The sequence below is a fragment of the Rhizobium sp. KNZ14-9A genome, from assembly GCF_056755015.1.
Genome location: NZ_JBPGXB010000002.1, coordinates 863,836 through 886,652, shown reverse-complemented (window position 1 = coordinate 886,652; position 22,817 = coordinate 863,836). Strand labels below are relative to the sequence as shown.

Annotated in this window: 21 protein-coding genes and 1 riboswitch; of the genes, 9 read left to right on the top strand and 12 right to left on the bottom strand. The window is 60.7% G+C overall.

All coding sequences use genetic code 11. The features are described 5' to 3' along the window. Positions 1 to 2 precede the first annotated feature (2 nt). Both cobW and cobU read right to left on the bottom strand, forming a co-directional pair. Positions 3 to 1,049: a cobalamin biosynthesis protein CobW gene (cobW, locus tag ACR9ZQ_RS10505; RefSeq protein ID WP_481427738.1), complete on the bottom strand. Its 1,047-nt coding sequence runs from the start codon at positions 1,047 to 1,049 to the stop codon at positions 3 to 5. 4 nt (positions 1,050 to 1,053) lie between these two features. Further along, positions 1,054 to 1,578: a bifunctional adenosylcobinamide kinase/adenosylcobinamide-phosphate guanylyltransferase gene (cobU, locus tag ACR9ZQ_RS10500; RefSeq protein ID WP_481427737.1), complete on the bottom strand. Its 525-nt coding sequence runs from the start codon at positions 1,576 to 1,578 to the stop codon at positions 1,054 to 1,056. 352 nt (positions 1,579 to 1,930) lie between these two features. Beyond that, positions 1,931 to 2,324: riboswitch (cobalamin riboswitch) on the bottom strand. A 207-nt stretch (positions 2,325 to 2,531) separates the two neighbouring features. On the opposite strand from cobU, the gene ACR9ZQ_RS10495 reads away from it, so the two are divergent. After that, positions 2,532 to 4,322, top strand: a complete 1,791-nt coding sequence (locus ACR9ZQ_RS10495) for a chloride channel protein (protein WP_310387595.1) — start codon at positions 2,532 to 2,534, stop codon at positions 4,320 to 4,322. A 75-nt stretch (positions 4,323 to 4,397) separates the two neighbouring features. On the opposite strand, the gene ACR9ZQ_RS10490 is transcribed toward ACR9ZQ_RS10495, so the two are convergent. Next, positions 4,398 to 5,465, bottom strand: coding sequence for an adenylate/guanylate cyclase domain-containing protein (locus ACR9ZQ_RS10490; RefSeq protein ID WP_481427736.1), 1,068 nt, complete (start codon positions 5,463 to 5,465; stop codon positions 4,398 to 4,400). Between the two features lie 236 nt (positions 5,466 to 5,701). Next, complete coding sequence (locus ACR9ZQ_RS10485; RefSeq protein WP_481427735.1) at positions 5,702 to 6,001, bottom strand: DUF1330 domain-containing protein; 300 nt, start codon at positions 5,999 to 6,001, stop codon at positions 5,702 to 5,704. A 104-nt stretch (positions 6,002 to 6,105) separates the two neighbouring features. Between ACR9ZQ_RS10485 and ACR9ZQ_RS10480 the strand changes: the two genes are divergently transcribed. Next, positions 6,106 to 6,606, top strand: coding sequence for a MarR family winged helix-turn-helix transcriptional regulator (locus ACR9ZQ_RS10480; RefSeq protein WP_481427734.1), 501 nt, complete (start codon positions 6,106 to 6,108; stop codon positions 6,604 to 6,606). A 16-nt stretch (positions 6,607 to 6,622) separates the two neighbouring features. Here the strand turns inward: ACR9ZQ_RS10480 and ACR9ZQ_RS10475 are convergent, their stop codons facing one another. Then, positions 6,623 to 7,393, bottom strand: a complete 771-nt coding sequence (locus tag ACR9ZQ_RS10475) for an SDR family oxidoreductase (RefSeq protein ID WP_481427733.1) — start codon at positions 7,391 to 7,393, stop codon at positions 6,623 to 6,625. Between the two features lie 104 nt (positions 7,394 to 7,497). Further along, positions 7,498 to 8,952 (bottom strand): cobyric acid synthase, encoded by a 1,455-nt coding sequence (locus ACR9ZQ_RS10470; protein ID WP_481427732.1) that lies wholly within the window; start codon positions 8,950 to 8,952, stop codon positions 7,498 to 7,500. Positions 8,953 to 9,614: 662 nt separating this feature from the next. Between ACR9ZQ_RS10470 and ACR9ZQ_RS10465 the strand changes: the two genes are divergently transcribed. Both ACR9ZQ_RS10465 and ACR9ZQ_RS10460 read left to right on the top strand, forming a co-directional pair. Continuing rightward, positions 9,615 to 10,613 (top strand): glycine betaine ABC transporter substrate-binding protein, encoded by a 999-nt coding sequence (locus ACR9ZQ_RS10465; RefSeq protein ID WP_113321816.1) that lies wholly within the window; start codon positions 9,615 to 9,617, stop codon positions 10,611 to 10,613. A 33-nt stretch (positions 10,614 to 10,646) separates the two neighbouring features. Beyond that, on the top strand, positions 10,647 to 10,997 hold the full coding sequence (locus ACR9ZQ_RS10460; protein ID WP_481427731.1) for a hypothetical protein: 351 nt from the start codon (positions 10,647 to 10,649) through the stop codon (positions 10,995 to 10,997). A 6-nt stretch (positions 10,998 to 11,003) separates the two neighbouring features. Here ACR9ZQ_RS10460 and ACR9ZQ_RS10455 read toward each other — a convergent pair whose 3' ends face one another. The 4 genes from ACR9ZQ_RS10455 to ACR9ZQ_RS10440 all read right to left on the bottom strand — a co-directional run bounded on the left by ACR9ZQ_RS10455 (position 11,004) and on the right by ACR9ZQ_RS10440 (position 14,532). Beyond that, positions 11,004 to 11,159: an entericidin domain-containing protein gene (locus ACR9ZQ_RS10455; protein WP_113321818.1), complete on the bottom strand. Its 156-nt coding sequence runs from the start codon at positions 11,157 to 11,159 to the stop codon at positions 11,004 to 11,006. Between the two features lie 190 nt (positions 11,160 to 11,349). After that, positions 11,350 to 12,042 (bottom strand): molybdate ABC transporter substrate-binding protein, encoded by a 693-nt coding sequence (locus tag ACR9ZQ_RS10450; RefSeq protein ID WP_439015840.1) that lies wholly within the window; start codon positions 12,040 to 12,042, stop codon positions 11,350 to 11,352. A 74-nt stretch (positions 12,043 to 12,116) separates the two neighbouring features. After that, positions 12,117 to 13,016 carry a LysR family transcriptional regulator gene (locus ACR9ZQ_RS10445; protein ID WP_481427730.1) on the bottom strand — a complete coding sequence of 300 codons (900 nt, stop codon included), beginning with the start codon at positions 13,014 to 13,016 and terminating at the stop codon, positions 12,117 to 12,119. A gap of 109 nt (positions 13,017 to 13,125) precedes the next feature. After that, a complete protein-coding gene (locus ACR9ZQ_RS10440) occupies positions 13,126 to 14,532 on the bottom strand; it encodes a peptidoglycan L,D-endopeptidase MepK (RefSeq protein ID WP_481427729.1) in 1,407 nt (468 codons plus the stop codon). A 289-nt stretch (positions 14,533 to 14,821) separates the two neighbouring features. Between ACR9ZQ_RS10440 and ACR9ZQ_RS10435 the strand changes: the two genes are divergently transcribed. The 5 genes from ACR9ZQ_RS10435 to ACR9ZQ_RS10415 all read left to right on the top strand — a co-directional run bounded on the left by ACR9ZQ_RS10435 (position 14,822) and on the right by ACR9ZQ_RS10415 (position 20,181). After that, a complete protein-coding gene (locus tag ACR9ZQ_RS10435) occupies positions 14,822 to 16,126 on the top strand; it encodes a hemolysin family protein (RefSeq protein ID WP_310387469.1) in 1,305 nt (434 codons plus the stop codon). Positions 16,127 to 16,251: 125 nt separating this feature from the next. Then, positions 16,252 to 18,153 (top strand): potassium transporter Kup, encoded by a 1,902-nt coding sequence (locus tag ACR9ZQ_RS10430; RefSeq protein WP_439015843.1) that lies wholly within the window; start codon positions 16,252 to 16,254, stop codon positions 18,151 to 18,153. 215 nt (positions 18,154 to 18,368) lie between these two features. Next, entirely contained in the window at positions 18,369 to 18,536 is a 168-nt protein-coding gene (locus ACR9ZQ_RS10425) for a hypothetical protein (RefSeq protein WP_481427728.1), read from the top strand. 116 nt (positions 18,537 to 18,652) lie between these two features. Beyond that, complete coding sequence (locus ACR9ZQ_RS10420; RefSeq protein ID WP_310387473.1) at positions 18,653 to 18,856, top strand: hypothetical protein; 204 nt, start codon at positions 18,653 to 18,655, stop codon at positions 18,854 to 18,856. 302 nt (positions 18,857 to 19,158) lie between these two features. Next, entirely contained in the window at positions 19,159 to 20,181 is a 1,023-nt protein-coding gene (locus ACR9ZQ_RS10415) for a GlxA family transcriptional regulator (RefSeq protein ID WP_113323369.1), read from the top strand. A gap of 186 nt (positions 20,182 to 20,367) precedes the next feature. On the opposite strand, the gene ACR9ZQ_RS10410 is transcribed toward ACR9ZQ_RS10415, so the two are convergent. After that, positions 20,368 to 21,699: a diguanylate cyclase gene (locus ACR9ZQ_RS10410; RefSeq protein ID WP_439015844.1), complete on the bottom strand. Its 1,332-nt coding sequence runs from the start codon at positions 21,697 to 21,699 to the stop codon at positions 20,368 to 20,370. A gap of 201 nt (positions 21,700 to 21,900) precedes the next feature. Then, the gene (locus tag ACR9ZQ_RS10405) at positions 21,901 to 22,731 is read right to left on the bottom strand and encodes a response regulator (protein WP_481427727.1); all 831 of its coding nucleotides are present in this window, start codon (positions 22,729 to 22,731) and stop codon (positions 21,901 to 21,903) included. Between the last annotated feature and the right edge of the window lie 86 nt (positions 22,732 to 22,817).

The following is a 22,817-nucleotide window of genomic DNA, read 5'->3' as shown; positions in this document are numbered from 1 at the left end:
CCTTAGACCAGTGCCACGATCGCCTTGCGCACCGCGTCCTGATCCATCTCGTGCAGGCCGATGACGACGAGGCGCGTGCTGCGTGCTTCGCCCGGGGTCCAGGCGCGGTCGAAATACTGGTCGATGCGGGCACCCACGGCCTGCAGCTGCAGGCGCATCGGCTTGCCGGAGACATCGATGAAGCCCTTGAGGCGCAGCACGTCATGCTCGGCGATAATGCCCTTCAGCTTCTCGACGAAACCTGATGTATCGGCGATAGCGCCAAGCTCGACGACGAAACTGTCGAATTCGTCGTGATCGTGCGGCGTGCCGTCCTCATGCTCCAGCTCGTGATGGGACTTGCGGTTGACGATATCGTCTTCCGTGCCGATGCCGAGGCCGAGCAGCACGCTTGCCGGCACGTCGCCATTCCTGGCCTCGATCATCACAGGCTTGCGGGCGATGCGCGAGGCGACTTCGCTCTTCACACGGCCAAGGCCGTCAGCGTCGATCAGGTCGGTCTTGTTGAGCACGATCAGATCAGCGCAGGTCAGCTGATCCTCGAAGAGCTCCTCGATCGGGCTTTCATGATCGAGCGATTCATCCTCGACGCGGCGTGCATCGACAGCATCATGGTCATCGGCAAAACGACCTGCGGCAACAGCGGCGCTGTCGACCACGGTGATCACGCCGTCAACGGTGACTTCGCTTCTGATGTCCGGCCAGTTGAAGGCGGCGACCAGCGGCTGTGGCAAGGCAAGGCCCGAGGTCTCGATGATGATATGGTCCGGTCGCTGCTCGCGCTCAAGAAGCTTGGTCATGGTCGGAATGAAATCGTCGGCGACCGTGCAGCAGATGCAGCCATTGGTGAGCTCGATAATATCGTCCTCGGTGCAATTCTCCGCCCCGCAGCCCTTCAGCACATCGCCATCGACGCCGAGATCGCCGAACTCGTTGATGATGAGCGCAATCTTCTTGCCGCCGGCATTTGTGAGCAGGTTGCGGATCATTGTCGTCTTGCCCGCACCTAGGAAGCCGGTGATGACGGTTGCGGGAATTTTCTGCTGCATGGATTTAACCCTTCATTTTCAGCGGCAGACCTGCCGCGATAAAATACACGTCGTCGGCCGAAGCCGCGATCATCTGGTGCAGCCGGCCGGCATGGTCGCGAAACTCCCGCGCCATGCGGTTCTCAGGCACGATGCCGAGGCCGACTTCATTGGAAACGATGACGAGCCGCGCCTTTGCCTGCGGTAGAAAGGCGGCAAGGGCGGCGGACTGGGCGGCGATATCGCGCCCCTCCATCATCAGGTTGGTGAGCCACAGCGTCAGGCAATCAACGAGAACAGCCCTGCCCTCGCCGTCGATTGCCGCAAGGCGCTCGGTAAGGTCGAGCGGTTCCTCATGCGTGGTCCAGGAGGGGCCGCGGTCGGCCTTGTGCTGGTCGATACGCGCCTGCATTTCGTCATCCCAGGCGCGGCCTGTGGCGATGTAGTGGCGGTCGAGGCCGCTTGTGGTGACGAGGTTTTCGGCGAAGCGGGATTTGCCGGAGCGGGCGCCGCCGAGGATGAAGGTGGCGTTGAGAAGGCTCTTGGTCATGCCACGGCCGCCCTTGGAGCGAAGGCGCGGCTCCACCCACCTCCCTCATCCCTGTGCTTGTCACAGGGATCCAGCGTGCCCAAGTCCTTGGGCACAAGAGAACTCACTCAACGACGGCGTAGATTCATTCACTGCGCGGACGCGCCGTGGCTGGATTCCTGTGACAAGCACAGGAATGAGGGAGGAGAGGAAAGTCACGCCGGGTAACGTCCACCAACAGGCACCAGACGCATCCCATCAGGGGATACCGAACCGACACCTTTCACACGCACCACCAGAGGCAGCGCTGAATCAAATCCTTCAGCCAAGACAACCTCCGTGCTGGCAGCGGGCAAACGGCCCAGTATGGGCATTATGCCCGGCACGGATGGCAGGTCTCCTGGCTCGCAGTTATCGGCCGCGACAGGGGCGACCTGATACGGTCGCCCCTGGTCGTGCCAGCGGATCTGCCTCGCCTTCCCGGCTGCGTCTCGTGAAAAGGCGGACAATTCGTAGAGATAGAGGCGTCCTGCCCCGGCTGATCACGATGCATTCCAGTGGCTTTTCCGGCACTTATCCCGCCTTGCCCGCCTGCAGAATGCGAGGCTGTCAGCACAACGGTTAAAATACCGGACGGAAGACCCTGACTGCTCTACAGTCGCGGGGTCGGCTGTGATGAAGGCGCCCGGCTTGGGTCCGCCCCGTCACATTCCCTTTTCATCCGGAAGGCGTAAGGCCGATCCGGAACCATCCATTATGTCAATTCATGGTTAGGCTTCCGCCCCGGGCATGTCAATCGGTGCACCGGGTGCACACAGAGATCATCTCGACTTACACTACCGATATTATCGTCTTTAATCAAAGGTTTACGTCACAAAAACTTTACGGCTCAGTCGGTATTTTGCCGCAATTGCCGCTCATGCGGATGCCGGCTCCGCCCTTGACCCCCACTCCTGCCGCCTAGTTTCCCCATGATGCTCTCCCGAATGGATATTCGCCGCCTCGGCCCTCTCGGCACCGTCTTTGATCCGGGACGCCTGCGCGCGCTCATCCGACACAGCGAAATGGGAATGGTCTTTGCCGGCGCGCTCGTCGGTATCGCCTCGGGGCTTGCGGTCACCGCCATGAGCTATGTCTCGGAAGAGATGCACAGGCTGATCTTCGGCATAGACGGCACGACGAGGCTCAGTGCCTCGCAAATCGACAGCAAGTTCCTGCTGATGACGGCCCCGGTTGCCGGCGGCATGCTGCTCGGCCTGTTGATCTTCATTCTCGCCAGATGGCGCAAGAAACCGATGGTCGACCCGATTGAGGCCAATGCCCTGCATGGCGGCCGCCTGTCGCTGACGGACAGCATTCTCGTCGCCATCCAGAATCTCGTTTCCAACGGCTTCGGCGCATCCGTCGGTCTGGAGGCCGGCTATACGCAGCTTGCAGCCGGCATAGCCTCGAAATTCGGCCTGAAGCTGCAGCTGCGCCGCTCCGACATGCGTGTCCTCGTCGGCTGCGGTGCAGCCGGCGCCATCGCCGCCGCCTTCAATGCACCGCTGACGGGCGCCTTCTATGCCTTCGAGCTGATCATCGGCACCTACACCATCGTCTCGCTGACGCCTGTCGTCGTCGCCGCCCTCGTCGCTACACTGGTCGCCCGCCTGCTCTCCGGCAGCGATTTCATCATCGATGTCGGCAGCTTCGGCGCTGTCCAGCCCGCCGATTACGTGCCGGCGATCGCCCTTGGCGCCTTCTGCGCCGGCATCGGCATCCTCATCATGCAGGGCGTCTCCTTCGTCGAGGAGCTGGCGCGCAAAAGCGCCATCGCGCTACCTTTCCGCCCGGCGCTCGGCGGCCTCGTCGTCGGCCTGCTGGCGCTGGTCTCGCCGCAGGTGCTGGCCGCCGGCCACGGCGCGCTGCATCTCAACCTCTCCCATGAGATCACCATTCCCGCGCTGATCGGCCTCTTCCTTCTGAAATCGGTGGCATCGGCCATTTCGATCGGCTCCGGCTTCAGGGGCGGCCTGTTCTTCGCCTCGCTCTTCATGGGTGCCCTGCTCGGCAAGCTCTTTGCCTATTCCGCCCCCTATTTCGCCGATGCGACACTGACGCCCGTGATCTATGCCGTGGTCGGCATGAGCTCGCTCGCCGTCGCCGTCATCGGCGGGCCGCTGACCATGACCTTCCTGGCGCTGGAGATCACCGGCGACTTTCCGATCACCGTTCTGGTACTCGCCGCCGTCATTACCTCCTCGCTCGTGGTGCGCACCACCTTCGGCTACTCCTTCGCCACATGGCGCTTTCACCTGCGCGGCGAGAGCATCCGCAGCGCCCATGATGTCGGCTGGATCCGCAACCTGACCGTAGACAAGCTGATGCGCTCAGACGTGAAGACCGCAAAACTTGGAATAACGATGGACGAATTCAAGGAGGTCTTCCCCATCGGCTCGACGCAACGCGTCATCCTCGTCGATGACGGCGACAAATATGCCGGTCTCGTGCTCGTGCCGGAAATCTACGCCAACCCCACCAGCGCGCAGGACGAAGCCCAGCAGCTGACCGATTTCATCCGCTACAAAAACGATTTCCTGCAGCCGCAGATGAACGCCAAACAGGCAGCCGCGATCTTCGACAAGACCGAAAGCGAAGCGCTCGCCGTCGTCAACAACCTCATCGAGCGCAAGGTGATCGGCCAGCTCAGCGAAAGCCACACGCTGCGCCGCTACAGCGAAGAACTCGACCGCCGCCGTCGTGAGGTCTCAGGCGAGATCTGAGGCATTTGCCGCTGAAGTCAGAAACACGCCGGCATTAGAGCTACGCATCAAACTTTCTGAAAATCGATTCCGATTTCAGGCCACTGCCGTAGTCGGTACCGCGAGCTTGAACACGTCCGCCCTCCTCGAAACGCCTCGCAATTCGAACGATCCCAGATGTTCGCAGGCGACGCCGCAGCCGGCCGCGAAGCTTTCCGACATCAGAAGAGGCTGGCCGAGTTCGCCGCAGAGTTTCTCGAGCCGCGAGGCCTCGTTGACGGCCCTGCCGATCACAGTGAAATCAAGCCTGCCGCGGGCGCCGACATTTCCGTAGAACACCTCGCCAAGATGCAGGACGACGTCGACACCGATATCAGGACCGCCCTCGCGCGCCCGCTGACGATTGAGCGCCTCGTTTGCCTCCAGAACATTTCGGGCCGAGGCGAGCGCAGCCATGCAGGCCGTCTCGGGATCCTCGCCGTCTTCGCCGCCTGTCGGAAAGATCGCCAATACGCTGTCGCCCATGAACTTGAGGATCTCGCCGGAATTTTCCTCGACATGCCGGCCGATCAGCTCGAAATGCTCGTTCAGAAACCCGGCGATCTCACCGGGTTGATAGACCTCGGTCAACGCCGTGAAGTTTCTGAGGTCTGCAAGCAGGATCGCGGCATTGATGGCGCCCCCCGTTCCCCTCTGGACCTCGCCCGCAAGGATGCGCGCACTCGTCTTGGCGCCTGTATAGACAGCAAGGATATCCGAGGCGGTTCTCGATGCCGCGATGCGGTAGCAGGCAAGCCCCAGTGCCGGGAAAAGCTTTGCGATGATCGTCAGCTGATCATTGGAAAATCCGCCCAGCCTGTCGCTTGTCAAGGACAGGCTGACCCCGCGCAACGCGGCCTCCTTCGGGAACTCCAGCAGGCTGACCAGATGATCCGTGCCGCCGCCAAGCGCGAATTCCGCAAGCTGCGGATAGTCGTCGACACCCTCCCCCTTGGCAATGATCCAGCGCCCCGACGTTTCGCCTCGGCCCAGCAGATAATAAATCGGCGTCTTCTCGAAGCTCAGCTGCGCCGCGCTGCCATATTCGGCTCTCTCGATGGTGGTCGCGCCGCCGCGCACGAAATTGGCCGAGATGCCGGCATACATGGGATGAATGGATGGCATCGCGATACTGCCCCGCCAGATGGGAAAGCCATCGGCGATCAACCGGTCGCACAAACCGGTAATGAGCTCACCGATATGCTCGCTCCTGATTCCCTCATCTATAAGCCATTGAATATGATCGTTAATTTCGGAACCTCCACATGGGTCGGCGCAATTCTATGATCGGAAATAGCGCGAATGGGCGGCAATGCCGAACCGGGCTGCGACCTCAGGCAATGGCTGCGAGGCCAATGTTTCTAACCATCCATCCCGGCAACGATGGCGGCCGGGCAGGCGAAGAGAGAACGATACCTGGCAACACCTTCATTCGCCTGCCTCGCCTCCTCATACCATTCCCGGGCAATGGAGGCGGTGCGGAATTCGATGATCAGAAGCCTGTTCATCTGCCGGTTTCCCTGGACAGGCTGGACCTTGCCTCCCGGAGACCGGACGCGGCCTCCATGGAACGTCATATCCGCCGATATGCATGCAAGATATTCATCGATCGCCTGATCTTTGATATCGGGATGGATTTCGAGAATGAAATAGGCGCTCATGGATCGCTGCCTCTAACAAGGGCCGAACAGCCATGCGAGAGTATCGACATGACGATGACGATTCCTTAGAATATCGAAACAATTAGTTCGGAGATCTAAACGTTTTGCCGAAAAAGTCAACTGACCGCCTCGCGCGCTACATTCCGACGGTCCAGCTGTTTTCGGCCCGGCTCGGGCTGTTCCACCAAAAGGTGGCCGAGCAGGTGGGCTTGACCAGCACCGAATTCAAGTGCTTCCGGCTGTTGGAAAAACTCGGACCGCTGTCGATGACGGCCCTGTCGCGCGAGGTCGGATTGAAGATCGGTACGGTCAGCGGGCTGATCGACAAGCTGGAGGCGACCGGCTTCGTCGTCAGGCAACGGGATGAGACCGACAAACGCCGCCTTGTCCTGGTTGCCTGTCCCGAGGCCTCGGCACGCGCCACCCGACTCTACGAGGAGCAGAGCGAGCCGGTCTCCGCGATCCTGGACTCCTACAGCGAGCCGGAATTCAACCTGCTGCTGACCTTCCTCACCGATCTCGGCAATATCTTCGCCCGGACCTCTCCGCCGTCGCGGAAAGAACCGCATCCCGAGCAGGCCCCCACCAAAACGCCGCAGGAATGAAGACGGGCATCTCCGCTCACATCCTTACCGTCATGCCGCCGTCGACGGTCAGTACGTGGCCGTTGACGAAGGAAGCGGCACCGCTTGCAAGAAACAGCGCCGCGCCGGCGATCTCGTCCGGGCGGCCCCAGCGTTGGACCGGGATGCGCTGGCGCACGAAGGGCATCAATTCCTCGTTTGCAGCCATCGCCGCATTCGTCTCGGTGGCGAACCAGCCGGGCGCAATCGCGTTGCTGGTGATGCCATGCGGCCCGAATTCGACCGCCATGGCGCGCATCAGGCCGGTCAGGCCCTGCTTGGCCGCCGGATAGACGCAGTCGCCGGGCATGACGACATGGCCGCTGATCGAGGTCACCGCGATCAGGCGGCCGTAACTGCGCCGCTTCATCAGCACGGTTGCGTCCCGCGAAAGCGTTATCGCTGCGGCCAGATCGGTGCGCAGCAGCTCGATGATGGCATCGTCGTCGAATTCGGCCAGCGGCCGCCTGTCGCGGGCGCCGACATTGTTGATCAGGATATCGAGACGGCCATGGGTCTTTTCGATGTCGGCCATCAGCCCGCGCTGGGCCTCTCGGTCGGCGATGTCGAACGGGGCGGCCTGCGCCGTCCCGCCAGCGGCGCGGATGGCCCTTACGGCATCTTCCAGCGTCGCCGCTGTGCGCCCGGTGACGATGACGTGCGCGCCGGCCTCGGCAAGTGCGCGTGCCATCTCGAAGCCCAGGCCGCGGCCGCCACCGGTCACGAGCGCCACCTGGCCCGCCATTGAAAATCTATCCAGTATGCTCATGATCTTTATCGCTCTCGACTGGGTGTCGTCGCAGCAATTAATGGACTCAGTCAATTAATTTGGCAAGAGCAGAGCGCCTTCGCTGAACGCAGGCCATATCCGGCCTAGCCGAGCAGCTCTGCAAGCCAGCGCGGGTCGAGATGTTGCTCCAGGCCACCTGCGACCTCGTCGAGCGCACGGTCGACGCTCTCGCGATAATTACCGCCTTCGCCTGAGAGGCCAAAGCTTTGAAGCAGCCGGGCGCGGTAGGCGTCGCTGCCGAAGAGGCCGTGCAGATAGGTGCCCGTGATCCGGCCGTCGGCCGAAACCGCGCCATCCGCCAATCCATCCACGATCGCGGCCGGCCGTTCGCAATCAGCCCCTCGCGTGACACCGAGGTGGATCTGATAGCCTGACAGCGGCACATCATATTCCGCCGAATGAGCGGAGCTGTTGCGTACCGTCTTCTCCGGCGCCATCTCCGTCTCGACATCAAGCAAGCCAAGCCCTTCGATCTCTGTCGTCGTACTCTCGATGCCGAGCGGATCATTCACCTTGCGGCCGAGCATCTGGTAGCCGCCGCAAATGCCGATCACCCGGCCGCCACGGCGCACATGGGCGGCAAGGTCGAGGTCCCATCCCTGCGCCCTGAGATCGGCGAGATCCGATATGGTCGATTTCGAGCCGGGCAGGATGATCAGCGCCGCATCGGCTGGCAGCCGCTCGCCGGCGCGCACGAAGACGAGCTCAACGCCAAGCTCGGCCCGCAGCGGATCGAGATCGTCGAAATTGGCAATGCGCGGCAGCACCGGCACGGCGATCTTCAGCGCGCCCGGCTCGCCCTTCACCAGCCGCTCCAGCACGACGGAATCCTCGGCGGGCAGCCGCCCGGCCGCCTTAAGCCAGGGCACGACGCCGAAGCAGGGCCAGCCGGTGAAACCTTCGATGGCGCGGATACCGTCGTCGAACAGGCTTACATCGCCGCGGAACTTGTTGATGATGTAACCCGAGATCATCTTGCGATCTTCCTCGCTGAGGATCGCGTGCGTGCCGACCAGCGAGGCGATGACCCCGCCACGATCGATATCGCCGACGAGAACGACAGGGACGTTCGCCCGCGTCGCAAAGCCCATATTGGCGATATCGCCGGCCCTGAGATTGATTTCGGCGGGTGACCCCGCCCCCTCGACGATGACGAGGTCGGCACCCTCGGACACCTTGGCGAAACTCTCCAGCACGGAAGAGAGCAACTGCGGCTTCAGCCGTTGATAGTCGCGCCCCTTCGCCTGCCCGAACACCCTGCCCTGCACGATGATCTGGCTGCCGTTTTCCGACTGCGGCTTAAGCAGCACCGGGTTCATATGCACGGAGGACGGTGTGCGTGCTGCGAGCGATTGCAGCCATTGCGCCCGGCCGATCTCGCCGCCGTCGTCGGAAACCGCCGCATTGTTCGACATATTCTGCGGCTTGAACGGCCGCACCGTCAGGCCGCGATTGGCTGACAGCCGGCAAAGCCCCGCCACCAGCACCGTCTTGCCGACATCCGAGCCGGTTCCCTGCAGCATGATGGCTCTGGTCATTGGCGCCTATCCGTGAAGTATTTCCGGCAGGCCTACAATGCGGGCGGATATCAGGTCAACAGAGGGCCAAAAATGCGAAAACCGCGATCGGGCCATAAGCCCTACGCGGTTTGCCGTAAAAACGCAGGCGTCTTCATCATTACGCAATGAAGCTCGCTTTTTCCGGGACGCAGTACCTGATCCGGAAAAGCAGCGGATGTCCCCCGCCGCGTCACAACAGATAACGGCACATTCTTACCGGATGGTTAGTGAAGACCCAACCGGAGACAAAATTCGACTTTTTTTGAACTTTTCCGACTTTCTCTCACTTGGAACCGCTTTCACCCCTCGCCGCGAGCGTGCATTTCCACCAATCGCACCCCGGGCCGCAGTTTCGTGAATCTACCGGCATAAATTCTTCGAATTCAATAATTTAGTTACAGATACAACACGGAAAAGAGAGTTGATTTCTTGCAGCAAATCCGTAGCTTTGCTCATATTAAGCCATCGATAGAAATGGCCAGCGACGAGCCGCCGGAAAACCAGACGAACGGCGCCCCACATAGGAAAAGCCGCGTGGAGCCGTATTCCGGCCGTGGGCACCTGAAGCGGCGGAGAGATTTGTCGGCTAATTGCCTCGGTGCATGCGCGTTCGATCACATAAAAATTTCGGGGAACGTATAATGAAGACATTTTTCACGTCATTCATCCTTGCGGTCTGCTTTTATGCTGGAATATCGGAGGCGCAAGCTGCCGGATGCGGCAAGGTCTCGATCGCCGAGATGAGATGGGGCTCCGCCGCCATTGCCGCGAGCTTCGATAAATTCATCCTGGAAAAGGGCTACGGCTGCTCCGTCACCATCGTCGATGGCGATACGCTGCCGACTTTCGCCTCCATGAATGGCAGCGGCACGCCCGATATCGCCTCGGAATTCTGGGTGAAGGCGGTCAAGCCGCAGCTCGATGCCGCCATCAGCGCCGGGCGTCTGGTCAAGGGCGCCGAAATTCTTGCGGATGGTGCGGTCGAAGGCTGGTACATTCCGAAATTCATCGCCGACGCAAACCCGGATATTCGTTCCGTGCAGGATGCGCTGAAGCATCCGGAACTCTTTCCCGATACCTACGATCCCTCGCGCGCCGCAGTCTATAATTGCCCGGAGGCCTGGGCCTGCGAGATCTCGACCAGCAATCTCTTCAGAGCGCTCGATGCCGACAAGCTCGGCTTTGCGCTGGTCGACAGCCGGACACCCAAGGATTTCGACGGTTCGATTGCCCGCGCCTTCGAAAACAAGGTCGGCTGGCTCGGTTATTACTGGGCGCCGACATCAGTCATCGGCAAATACGACATGAAACAGCTGGGCTTCGGTGTGCCGCACGACGAGGCCGAATGGAACGCCTGCACCTCGGTGCCTCATTGCGCCAATCCCAAGGTGAACGCCTATCCGGTGTCGCAGGCCTTCACGTTGATGACCAGGGCTTTCGCTGATCGCGCCGGCCCGGTCATGAACTATCTGAACGCCCGCAGCTGGGACAACGAGACCATCAGCCAGGTGCTGGCCTGGCAGGATGAAAATGGCGAGGACAACGAGAATGCAGCCCTCTATTTCCTGCAGAATTATGAGGAGCTCTGGAGCCGCTGGGTTCCGGCCGATGTAGCCGAGAAGGTCAAGGCCAGTCTATAAACCTTGCTGACAACAAGGACTGGACGATTCGTTATGACTGGCACGGTGCCCTTCCCCGATCGCGATACCGTCGCGGAAAAACTCGCGGCGCTCTCGGAAACCGACAAATCCTACCTGTCGCTGCTCATGGAAAATCCGGCGCAGGACGATAACCTGCTCGCGGGTCTCTATCGGCATCTCGACATCGCCTCCTCCTCGCGCCTTCTCAACTCGCTGAAGCTTGAAACCCTCGGCAAATGGATCGGCGAAGCTGCACCCGACCGGCTGCAGATCAGGCTCATGGAAGCGGCGCGCTCCAGCCAGCACCCGGCCTGTGCCGCATTCCGGACCGGGCTGACCCGATCCGGCGGCCTCGAAAAAGCCTATCCGACTTCAAAAATCTGAAAGTAACTATCTCTTCGCTGCGCGATCGACACTGCGGCCGGCATCCTGCGTGGCATTGACGGCATTTGCCGTATCCCTGCCCACGCCACGGATCGTGTTGGCGCAAGAAGAAAGCGTAAGAAGGATCATCAAGGCGGATGCGATTTTACCCGTGGTCGTCATGTGCGAAATCCTTTTGTGAAATCAACCCCGAACGGCTGAAGCCGTCCGGGCGGGATAACGCATTCGTGAGCGAAAAGTTCACCGGCTAAGAGCCTTTCTCCGGAGAAGGCCAACATCTTCGAGATCGTCAAACGCGATTCAGCAACCAGGGGCGATAGCCCGCGCCGATCGCTGCCCATCAAGCACATATTCAGCTGCGCTCGACGCCCTTTGCCGCCAGGATATCGTCAATGGCTGCCGACATCAGAAACGCTGACAGCTGCCTGGCAGCGTCTGCACTCGTTGAATTGGCGCTGATGCCAATGGAAAAGTCGATGTAGCTTTGGAGTTCTGCCGGAAACTTGCCGACGAGCATGACCTCGGGAGCGGCGGCGAGGATAGACGTCACGGGAACGACACCCATCTCGGCCTCCCCGCGGCCGACAGATGCCGCCGTCTGGCCTCCTGCTACCGGCACCAGCTTGGGCTTCACCTCTTCGGCTATTCCCAAGCGCTCCAGCAAACCGGAGAAGTAGCCACCGCTGGTTCCGTCACTGGCATAGGCGATTGATCCGGCGTTCTTCAAGGCGTGTTTGAATGCTTCCACAGAGCCAATGTCGAGCGGTCGGCTGCCTTCTTTTGCCGCCACTCCCATTGCTATCCGACCGAAAGCGACCTGGCTCCCCGCCTTGACCTTCCCCAGGGCGGTGAGTTCCTCAATCAGATCAGGATTGGTGATGACGAGATCGAAAGGTTCCCCGGCTTCAATCTGCTTCCTTACGGTCGGATTGAGCTCCCACCTGACCGCGACCTTGCATCCTGAGATCGTTTCGAACCGGGAGATGACGGCAAGGACGGCAGGTCGGACCGCAACAGCGCCAAAAAGCCGGACTTGCTGATCCATGGCCTGACCGTCCTTGTAAGGTGGTATCTAAGCATTCCGCGTCTACGCGATCATTCCATATCGCTCTGCGCCAATCAGGCAGCCGCCGCTTTCGATCTTTCGGCGAAGGATGCGCGAATGCTGTCGGCCACCGTCTCGATCGGCCCTGTCATCTGCGATGCAGTCAAAAGCTGGATGTCGAAAGACCCCAGTTCCGGCAGCCCTTCCTGGATGCCGAGGATAGCCATATCCTCGCTGACATAGGAGAGCGGCAGCGGCGCGATGGCGAGATCGGAGACCACGGCGGCGCGCTGCGCCATCGTGTGGGCGCTGAGATAGGCGACGCGATAGGGCCGCTTGTTGCGCTCGAGCTGGGTGATCGCCTCCTGCCGCCAGATGCAGCCGTCTTCCCAGATGGAGATCGGCAGCGGATCGCGCCGGTGCGCCGAGCCGCATTTGGCGCCCGCCCAGACGAGGCGCTCGCGATAGACGACCTCACCGTTGGTCGGGAAAGGCCGCGTGGCGCAGTTGATGAGCGCAAGCTCGAGGCGCTGTTCCTCCATCCGCTTCTTCAGGCCGATGCTCATGTCGATCGTCACATCGACCATGATGCCTGGATAAGTCTGCGCAAAGCTCTTCAGGATCTGCGGCAGCAGCCGCTCGCCGATATCCTCGGGCGCGCCGAGCCGCACCACGCCGCTGAGCTCGGGCATGATGAAGCGCGACACCGCCTCGTTGGAGAGCGCCAGGATGTTGCGCGCGTAAGACAGCAGCATTTCACCATGCTGCGTCAGCGTCACCGAGCGCGCATCGCGGCGAAACAGCGTCACGCCAAGCTGCTCTTCGAGCTTCTTGATCTGCATGGAAACGGCCGACGGCGTGCGGAACACGGTTTCGGCCGCAGTCGAAAAATTACCGGTCTCAGCAATGGCCACGAAGGTGCGCAGCACGTCATTGTCGAGCAGAGGAATGGGACGGCGAAACGGGATTGTCATCGTCACATCTTTCAATTTTTCTGAATGACCAAGGATTATCATTCCATTTGATTGAAAGTCAATCTGCCCCCTATTTTTGTAGGGCAACCACCATCGAGCCTATTTGAGTTCAGCCCTCGGTACCGAAACGGCTGGTCTTGAAGCTGGTTCCAGCCGCACCTGAAGCAACCGCCCGGCCCTCGCCGACACCCTTAGGATAGGTGTTGCCGATCATGGCAGGCGCCGTGAGTTCAACCGACGTTTCCGGTGATCGCACTGCCCAGGCAATCAGCGCTCGTGCGGACATTTCTCCGACGCCACCCGAGACATGCTCCGACGCGGAGACCGGCAACACCGCGATCTGCTCGGCCGTCGGTGCGGGATGGGTCAGCCGGTCGGCGATACCTGACGTATTGGCAGGCTTGCGACCGACGACGAACCGCGTGAAATCGGCCGGGGCCGGCTGGACGGATGCCAACACCGGCGCAACCGCCGGCACAGGTGCGGGCGTCTCGCTTTCCACGGCCTCGATTTCAACAGGCCGCAGCATCGGCAGCGGAACGGTTAGTGAGGCAAGATCGGCAAAGGCCCGGTCGGCAACCGCCTTGTCCTCCGGCTTGGCAAGCTGCGGCGCCAGCCCGATCTCGGCCCGCCTCTGCGGCGTCGGCAGCATGGCGGTGACAAGGCTTCCGGTCACGACGGGATCAGGTGCCTTCACAGGTGCTGCTGCGCGTGCCGTCAGCAGAGCCGGTGCGGCCGCCTTTGGCGTTACAGGCGCATCGTCATCCTCATCCTCACTTGCGGCAATCTCGATCGGTGCGGAGCGGATACCCTTCTTGCGCTCGGCAAGCGCCACCTGATAGCCCGGAAGCGGCCGACCGTCCGCCGGCAGGTGGATCGTGCGTCCGTCAGGAAACAGCCGCGCCAGTTCCTGGCGCGACATGCGCGGCCAGGCGCGCACGTTGCCGACGTCGAGATGCACGAAGGGGGAACCCGATGTCGGGTAATAACCGACGCCGCCGACCTGCATCTGCATGGCAAGCGCGCGCAGCGTCGCAAGCTTGACACCGGGAATGTAGAAATCCATCGCCTTGCCGAGCATGTGCTGGCTGCGCTTGGCGACACCGGTATTGCGCGATCGGTTGCGCAGCATGTTGTTGGTCGCCGGCGAGCGATAGGCCGAAACGACGTGGATCGCCTCCTTCGCCCCGCTCTTGCGATAGACCTCCCAGACGAGGTCGAGCAGCCGCGGGTCCATCCTGGCCGGCTCGTTGCGCCGCCAGTCGCGCAGGAAGCGGTTGATCTGGTTGAGGCCGCGCTGGTCGAACTTGCCGTTGCGCTTGAAGACGATCGTCGCCCGCTCGCCCGTATGCGTGAAGTAGAGTTTCAGCGCCCTGTCCTCGGCCGCTGCCTCGCCCGATCCGGCCATGACAGCAAAAACGAAGGCCGCGGCGATCGCCATGCGATGAGCGACGACAGACAAAAACCACGCAGACGCGGTCGTCGGAATGGCGGCGATGGCTTGATGAAGGGACACAGACTTCGTCCTTGGTGCGAAACACGAAAACATCACAGGCACCGCACACGTGGGCGGCGTTAAGCCTTCATTATGGTCAATAGATCCTTAAGAGGGGGTTTATGAGCTGCGGACTATATGAGACGCCGTTTCAAGGAGATGCCGTCCTGCGGCTCTCCAGTTGCGCTGGCTGCGAGAACTCCCGCCATAATTATCTTGCCAAGCGCCATGATCTTTGACGGGAACCCTCGCAAAGCGAGGCGAGATCGCATAGTTTCGACGGATCATTGTCATCGAAACAGGCCAAAGTTTGTATACCGAAATAGCCATCGTCGTCCTCCTCACCATTCTCAACGGCGTCCTGGCGATGTCGGAGCTCGCGATCGTCTCCGCACGCCCGGCACGCCTCAGGGTTATGGCAGACCAGGGAAGCAGAGGAGCGCGACTGGCTCTGCGGCTCGCGGAGAATCCCGGCCGTTTCCTGTCGACGGTTCAGATCGGCATCACCCTCGTCGGCGTACTATCAGGTGCCTTCTCGGGTGCGACGCTCGGCGCGCGATTCTCCACCTGGCTGCTGGCGCAGGGGCTTCCCGATGCCTGGGCGGACGGGCTTGGCGTCGGTACGGTCGTCGTAGCGATCACCTATCTCTCCCTCATCATCGGCGAACTGGTGCCCAAGCAGATGGCCCTTCGCGCGCCGGAAGCCGTCGCCGCCAGGGTCGCTCCGACCATGACCTACCTGTCGAAGGCGGCTCTGCCGCTCGTCTGGCTGCTCGACGGCTCGGGCAAACTCGTTCTCGCCCTGCTCGGCCAGTCCGGAAAGAACGCCGATGGCGTCACCGACGAGGAGATCAAGACGGTTCTCGCCGAAGCCCAGAGCGCTGGCGTAATCGAAATAGGCGAGTCCGCCATGATCACCGGCGTCATGCGTCTTGCAGACAGAACGGCACGTGCGCTTATGACGCCGCGGCGCGACGTCGAGCTGGTCGATATCGAAGATACCGCCGAGGAGATCCGCAAGACCATCCAGACGACCTCGCGAACGCGACTGCCGGCCCGCAAGGGCAGCTCCGACGAGGTTCTCGGCGTTCTCGCAGTCAAGGATTACTACGACGCCCTTGAAGCCAACCGGACGGTCGACATCATGACGCTGGTACACGATGTTCCGATCATCTCGGACCTCGCTCCCGCCTCCTCGGTGATCGAATCCATCCGCAAGTCGTCACAGCATATGGTTCTGGTTTTTGACGAATACGGCCACTTCGAGGGTGTGATCACGTCAGGCGACATCCTCGAATCGATCATGGGCGTCTTCGGCGACGCGGCCTCCGGCGAGGAACCGGCGATCAAGCGACGCGAGGATGGCTCCTACCTGGTTTCCGGATGGACGCCGATCGACGAATTTTCGGAATTCATGAACTTCCCCGTTGATGAAGACGTCGAATATCAGACCGTCGCCGGTCTCGTTCTGGAAGAGCTGAAGCATCTGCCCGAGCTTGGGGAGACCTTCATCAAGAACGACTGGAAATTCGAGGTGATCGACCTCGACGGGCGGCGCGTCGACAAGCTCCTCGTCAGCGCGCTGACGAAGGACGAGGCACGGGCGGAGAACTGATCGGTACGACGGAGCCGGGATGCAAGCGGCCTGACGGCCCTTGCGCCCTCTGCTCGCTGCCAGACGTGCTATTCTCAGGCTTGCGCCCTATATCCTTCATTCCAAACGACAATCAGGGAATGTCCATGTCCGCCACCACCCACGACGCAGACCGGTCTCATGCAGGCCAGCAAAAGTTTGCGGCTCTCCTGCTCGGGGCGGTCGGAGTGGTCTATGGCGATATCGGAACGAGCCCACTCTATGCGTTCCGCGAAGCGCTTCGGCCCTTCACCCATGACGGCGTCACTCCAAACGAGGTCATCGGGCTGATCTCGTTGATGATCTGGACGCTGACGATCATCGTCACGTTCAAATACGTGCTGTTTCTGCTTAGGGCGGACAATGAGGGCGAAGGCGGCACCCTTTCCCTGCTGGCCCTTCTCATGAAGAAGACCAGCCGGCACGCGACCATCTTCTTCTTCGCAGGCATTATCGGCGCCGCACTCTTCATCGGTGACGCGATGATCACGCCTGCCTTGTCGGTATTGTCGGCGCTCGAAGGTCTGAAGCTCGTGACACCGGTCTTCACCCCCTACATCCTGCCGATCGCCATCGCGATCATGCTGCTCCTGTTTTTCGTCCAGTCAGTCGGCACCGCATCCGTGTCAAAGCTTTTCGGTCCGATAACGCTGCTGTGGTTTCTCGTGATGGGCCTTGGCGGACTCGCCCACATCGCCGACGATCCGGCGATCTTCGAAGCGCTCAATCCGCTCTACGCCTTCGACTTCATCACCCATGCAGGCCTCATTGGCCTCGTGGTCCTCGGCGCCGTCTTCCTGACCGTGACGGGCGCGGAAGCGCTCTATGCCGACCTCGGCCATTTTGGCAGGAAGCCGATCCAGGTCGCCTGGTTCGCAGTGGTCTTCCCGTCGCTCCTCCTGAACTATCTCGGCCAGGGCGCGCTTGTGCTTGCCAACCCGCAGGCTGCGTCTGATCCGTTCTTCCTGATGTTTCCGGAATGGGCGATCCTTCCGGTGGTCATCCTTGCCACCGCAGCCACCATCATCGCCAGCCAGGCGGTCATTACCGGGGCGTTCTCTCTCGCCCGTCAGGCGATCCATCTCGGATTCCTTCCTCGGCTGGAGATCTGCTTCACCTCCGCCTCCAACACCGGCCAGATCTATGTCCCGGCCGTCAACATGGCGCTTCTCATTGGTGTGCTTGCCCTGATCTTCGCATTCGGCTCCTCCGAGGCCCTCGCCACCGCCTATGGAATTTCGGTCACCGGTGCGATGGTCGTCACCACCATCCTGTCCTTCCAGTTTCTCCGCGTCGTCTGGGGATGGAACGTGCTCATGGCATTGGCGGCACTCCTGCCGCTCCTCGTGCTTGAAAGCATCTTCCTGGGCGCCAACCTCCTGAAGATCCACGACGGCGGCTACGTCCCGATCCTGATCGCCGGCGCGCTGATGGTTATGATGTGGACCTGGAAGAAGGGAACGCTGCTTGTGCGCCAGAAGTCCGCCAGCAACGACATACCCCTGATGCAGTTTCTGGCGTCGATCGAACGGAAGTCGGATCACGCTCCCGCCCAGGTCCCGGGCACCGCGATCTTCCTGACCAGCCTTCCCGATATGACGCCCGGCGTGCTGCTGCACAATCTGAAGCACAATCGCATTCTTCACGCCCGCAACGTCATCCTCAATGTGAAGACCGCTCCGCGCCCCTATGTGCCGGAAACGGATCGGGTGACGATCGAAAGGCTGTCGGAGCGCTTCATCAAGATCCAGCTCCTGTTCGGCTTCATGGAGGATCAGGACGTCTCCAAGGCCCTGCCGCTCTGCCGCAAGGCGGGCTTCGACTTCGAGATCATGTCGACCTCGTTCTACGTCGGCAGGCGCAAGCTCGTCGGCGATCCGAATACCGGCCTTCCGGCTTGGCAGGACCGCCTCTTCATCGCCATGGCCGGCTTCGCCATCGACCCTTCGGACTATTTCCAGCTCCCTAGCAACCGTGTTGTGGAGCTCGGAGAGCAGATGGTCATCTAACCGCTTCTGCGTGGATCGTCCACACCCGTCCACCCGTTTATATGTCGCCCGACAGGCACGAAGCGCTGCCGAAGGCAGCCCGTCACAGCCATTCTACGCGCGCCTCATCTTTCAATTTCTCTGAACCTAAGACCCAGTTCATTTCATTTGTTTGAACCAGCCTCAGCACCTATATTTTAGTTGTGACGATGAGGCTGAAGAAAAGGAGGCCGATCATGTCGCAGACATTAGGCTTCAACATCCTCCAGGCTTTCTTCGCGTTTCGCGCGCGCATGTTTCGGGTGGCGGCACGCGAACGGATCAGGCAGGAAATGAAGCATTATCCGCCGCATCTTGCGGCCGATATCTGCGCCCTGCCCGCCCTGGACGAGCAGCAGCGATAGTTCAAAATCGCTTATGGTACCCATGAAATCTATTCGTTTGAATGATGAGTGCCGCAAGCGCATATTTCACTTCAAGGATACGGCAATCCCGTATCTCGCAAGGAAAGGAAACGGCAATGACCTCTATGACCTACAGAGATGGCGGCAAGGGCCTGTCGTCCTATAGCAGACATTCCTCGCTCGGCTCCTATGCCGACAAGCTGGTGCGCGCATGGCGCCGGTGGCAGACGGAACGTCAGATCGAATCCATGCCTTTCGACATCCGCAAGGATATCGGCTGGCCGAGCGCCGATGAGACCGGCAAGGACAGAGCTCACTAAACATAGGGCTCATGAATGCAATATCATGCAATGAATGCGACATACCTCCCAAGCTAAAGGCGGTGCCTGTCCCAAGCAGCACCGCCTTTTTCATATCCGCCGCCTGCCTTTTCCCCGGTGAATTTCGCAGGACTATACCCCCGCAGCGACGCCTTTTGCATCGCTCGCGCCGCAAATCACCGATCATGTCGCAGATTTGCTCTTCCTAGCCGCATTTATCCATGCCAGTGTCGCTTTTGGAACATCGGAACGACCCATTCCACGCGACCAATATGCAGTCGCCCTCGAGCATGGATTTTCCAATGAACAAGATGCAGCTCAAGAAACGTTCCGTAGTCTTCTTCATGGTTCCGCAATTCACCATGCTGCCCTTTGCGGCGGCGGTGGATACTCTGCGGATCGCAAACCGCATGCTCGGCTATCCGGCCTATACGTGGCGCCTGAGCTCGGTCGACGGCGAGAAAGTCTATTCCTCCTGCGGCATCGGCGTGGAGGCCAATTCGTCGCTCGCTGAAGAGCGCCGCCATCTCGGTGGCGAAAACCGGCCGGGTATGCTGCTCGTCTGTTCGGGCATCGATGTCGAGACCTTCAACAACAAATCCGTCAATGCCTGGCTGCGCGAATCCTATAATCGCGGCGTCGCCGTCGGTTCGCTCTGTACGGGCGCGCATGTGCTTGCCCAGGCAGGTCTCCTGAACGGCAAGCGCTGCGCGATCCACTGGGAAAACCTGCCGGGCTTCTCCGAGGCCTTCCCGCAGGCCGAGGTCTATGCCGACCTCTACGAGATCGACAACAACCTCTACACCTGCGCCGGCGGCACGGCCTCGCTCGACATGATGCTGAACCTCGTCGGCGAGGATTTCGGCGAAAGCCTTGTCAACCGCATCTGCGAACAGCACCTGACCGACCGCGTGCGCAACCCGCATGACCGCCAGCGCCTGCCGCTGCGCGCCCGCCTCGGCGTCCAGAACGCCAAGGTGCTGTCGATCATCGAACTGATGGAAGGCAATCTCGCCGAGCCGCTATCGCTGCTCGAAATCGCCGAGGGTGCCGGCCTGTCGCGCCGCCAGATCGAACGCCTGTTCCGCCAGGAAATGGGCCGGTCGCCAGCCCGCTACTATCTTGAAATCCGTCTCGACCGCGCTCGTCACCTGCTGGTGCAGTCTTCTATGCCGGTCGTCGAAGTCGCCGTCGCCTGCGGCTTCGTCTCCGCCTCGCACTTCTCCAAGTGTTATCGCGAACTCTATCAGCGCTCACCGCAGCAGGAGCGCGCCGATCGCAAGATGACCATGGCCACCGCCCGCCAGCAGGCGGTTGCGGCTTGAGGCAGTGACGGCAGGATGACGAAACATGAAAGGCGGCTCGGTGGCCGCCTTTTTGATTTGCGAGGGCACCACCCTCTCCTTCGTCATGCTCGGGCCTGTCCCGAGCATCTGCTGCCGTCTCGTCTTTTGGAACGTAGCAGATGTCAGGGACAAGCCCGAGGATGACGGCGAGTGGAATTGCGCCCCTTACTGCGCCGCCTCTTCCGTCATCTTGGCATCGGAATAGACAAGGTTTCGCCCTTTGTGCTTGGCCATGTAAAGAAACTGGTCTGCCGCGTTCAGATAGTTCTCGAAGGTCTCGTAGCCGGCGATCTCGGCAACACCAATCGAGACCGTCACCGACAGTTCCTCATCGTCGGCCGTCACCTTGAGGCGGGAAATATCCGAGCGGATCTCATCGCAGAGCTTGGTAGCGGCCAGCGAATCCATCTGCGGGAAGAGAATGGCGAATTCCTCGCCGCCGAGGCGCGAGAGGAGATTGTCGCTACCTTCGAAGATCGTCTGCAGCCTGTCCGCGACAGCCTTCAGCACCTTGTCGCCGATCTCATGACCATAGGTGTCGTTGAGGCGCTTGAAATGATCAATATCGAGAATGGCGACCGCGGTCGACATTTTGAGCCGCAGGCATTCGTTCACCAGCTTCGGGCCGTTGTCGTAGAAATAGCGCCTGTTATAGAGGCCGGTCAGGTAATCGCAGGCCGCCGCTGCGCGCAGCTGCTTCATCTGCGTCAGCGTCTCGACATTGTTGGCGATGCGGCATTGCAGCTCTTCGGCCACGAACGGCCGGTAGACGAAATCGCTGGCACCGGCCTTCAGGAAGCTGGCCGACAGCATGCGGTCGTTCGACGAGGAAACACCGATGACGCGCAGCTTGTCCGAGCCGAACCGGTGGCGGATGCGCCGCGTCAGCTCATAGCCGCTCATATCGGGCATGTGATGGTCTGTGACGACGAGTTCGATATCGCTGTAGGCCTCAAGTGCCGCAATCGCCTCAAACCCGGAACTGGCTTCGACGACCATATATTGCTGGGCTTTCAGGAGATCGACCAGTACCTGGCGCGCAGATGAAACGTCGTCGACGACGAGCACCCGCGTCTTCCGGTTCATGATCGCACGGCGCACGGTCGCGACCAGATTGTCGAGCGCGAATTCGTTATCCTTCAGCACATAGTCTATAACATTGCGCTCGAGGATGCGGGCGCGCGTATTGAGATCGAAGGTCGCGGTAAAGACGATGGCCGGAATATTGTGCTCGATCGTGCAGTCGAGCGCCTCGCCATAGGGCGAATCCGGCAGGTTCAGGTCAACGACGGCCATGCTGCAGCCGTGGTCGTCCTGCGAGAGCGCTTCGCGCAACGCCTTCAGCGAGGAGCAGCAGACAACGCTGAGGTTGAGCTCGGTCTGGAACCGATGGCGGAGAACGGCGGAAAACATTCGAGAATCCTCAACCAGAAGTATGCGGATTCCTCCAAACCGAGGACCTGCATTCTCCCGCTGAAAATCCCCCTGGAATGTCACAGCTGCCTACCCCTCCACACGCCCAAGGGGGTCGACTCGCCCCCTCTTGCCGTGCCGGACGATAGCCGAGGCCTCCCCTCCAGTGAAGAGGCAAATGACGGCAGCAACACCTGCGATTGCAGAAATATGAGCTTCCGTCATGTCTTTCAGGTGTGGGCCGATCACGGAGCCGCTTCCCTGCACCCGATCTTTGCGGCAGGGTCAGGCAACAGCCCGTTCCTTGCGCATGGACTGGATCTGCAGGAGCGTATCCAGGTTCTGGTTGACGCGGCAGTAGAACTCTTCGTCGATGAACGGGCGCAGCATGAAGTCGTTGCCGCCGGCCTTCAGGAACCGCGCTGAAAGCAGGCGGTTGGAAGAGGAGGAAACGCCGATGATGCGCAGCTGGTGCGAGCCGATCGACGCGCGGATGCGGCGGGTCAGCTCGAAGCCGTCAATATCGGGCATGTTATAGTCGGTGACCATCAGGCCGATATCGCGGTTGGCCTTGAGGATTTCGAGCGCCTTGGCGCCGCTCTCGGCGGTGCTGACGCGGAAATTATAGCGCTTCAGGCGGCTGGAAAGCAGCGCGCGGGCCGTGGCGCTATCATCGACGATCAGCACGTGATGGCGGTGATTGGTCAGGAAGCGGCAGATCAATTCCGCCAGCAGGTCGACGGCAAAGATATTGTCCTTGAGGATATAGTCGACGATATCCTTGGCGAGCAGCTTGTCGCGCATGCCTTCCTGGAAGGTGCCGGTAAAGACGATCGTGGGGATCGACAGATCGACCAGATATTCCAGCGCCTCGCCGTTTTCGGCGCCCGGCAGGTTGATGTTGGAGATCGCGAGCGTAATCGGATCAGAAGACTTGTCGTAGGAAAGCTGCAGCTCTTCGAAGCTGCGGCAGATCTCGACATCGATATCGAAGAGCTCCTTCAGGCGCTTTCCGATCATCGAAGTGAAGACGTTGGAATCTTCAGCGAGGATAATACGCGCGCCGGCAAACATTTCTCCGGAATATTGCATCCCCGAAATACCTAGAAACGCCATGGCAAACCTTTAAAGTGGAAATTCTGTCCCCGAACGAAACGGTTACATGAATTCATTTGAATAATTATTAATCGGCTTGCCATAGC

Coding starts and splice junctions, on each gene's coding strand:
- cobW (WP_481427738.1), bottom strand. CDS start 1,049: ATGCAGCAGAAAATTCCCGCAACCGTCATCACCGGCTTCCTAGGTGCG.
- cobU (WP_481427737.1), bottom strand. CDS start 1,578: ATGACCAAGAGCCTTCTCAACGCCACCTTCATCCTCGGCGGCGCCCGC.
- ACR9ZQ_RS10495 (WP_310387595.1), top strand. CDS start 2,532: ATGCTCTCCCGAATGGATATTCGCCGCCTCGGCCCTCTCGGCACCGTC.
- ACR9ZQ_RS10490 (WP_481427736.1), bottom strand. CDS start 5,465: ATGCCATCCATTCATCCCATGTATGCCGGCATCTCGGCCAATTTCGTG.
- ACR9ZQ_RS10485 (WP_481427735.1), bottom strand. CDS start 6,001: ATGAGCGCCTATTTCATTCTCGAAATCCATCCCGATATCAAAGATCAG.
- ACR9ZQ_RS10475 (WP_481427733.1), bottom strand. CDS start 7,393: ATGAGCATACTGGATAGATTTTCAATGGCGGGCCAGGTGGCGCTCGTG.
- ACR9ZQ_RS10470 (WP_481427732.1), bottom strand. CDS start 8,952: ATGACCAGAGCCATCATGCTGCAGGGAACCGGCTCGGATGTCGGCAAG.
- ACR9ZQ_RS10465 (WP_113321816.1), top strand. CDS start 9,615: ATGAAGACATTTTTCACGTCATTCATCCTTGCGGTCTGCTTTTATGCT.
- ACR9ZQ_RS10460 (WP_481427731.1), top strand. CDS start 10,647: ATGACTGGCACGGTGCCCTTCCCCGATCGCGATACCGTCGCGGAAAAA.
- ACR9ZQ_RS10455 (WP_113321818.1), bottom strand. CDS start 11,159: ATGACGACCACGGGTAAAATCGCATCCGCCTTGATGATCCTTCTTACG.
- ACR9ZQ_RS10450 (WP_439015840.1), bottom strand. CDS start 12,042: ATGGATCAGCAAGTCCGGCTTTTTGGCGCTGTTGCGGTCCGACCTGCC.
- ACR9ZQ_RS10445 (WP_481427730.1), bottom strand. CDS start 13,016: ATGACAATCCCGTTTCGCCGTCCCATTCCTCTGCTCGACAATGACGTG.
- ACR9ZQ_RS10430 (WP_439015843.1), top strand. CDS start 16,252: ATGTCCGCCACCACCCACGACGCAGACCGGTCTCATGCAGGCCAGCAA.
- ACR9ZQ_RS10425 (WP_481427728.1), top strand. CDS start 18,369: ATGTCGCAGACATTAGGCTTCAACATCCTCCAGGCTTTCTTCGCGTTT.
- ACR9ZQ_RS10420 (WP_310387473.1), top strand. CDS start 18,653: ATGACCTCTATGACCTACAGAGATGGCGGCAAGGGCCTGTCGTCCTAT.
- ACR9ZQ_RS10415 (WP_113323369.1), top strand. CDS start 19,159: ATGAACAAGATGCAGCTCAAGAAACGTTCCGTAGTCTTCTTCATGGTT.
- ACR9ZQ_RS10405 (WP_481427727.1), bottom strand. CDS start 22,731: ATGGCGTTTCTAGGTATTTCGGGGATGCAATATTCCGGAGAAATGTTT.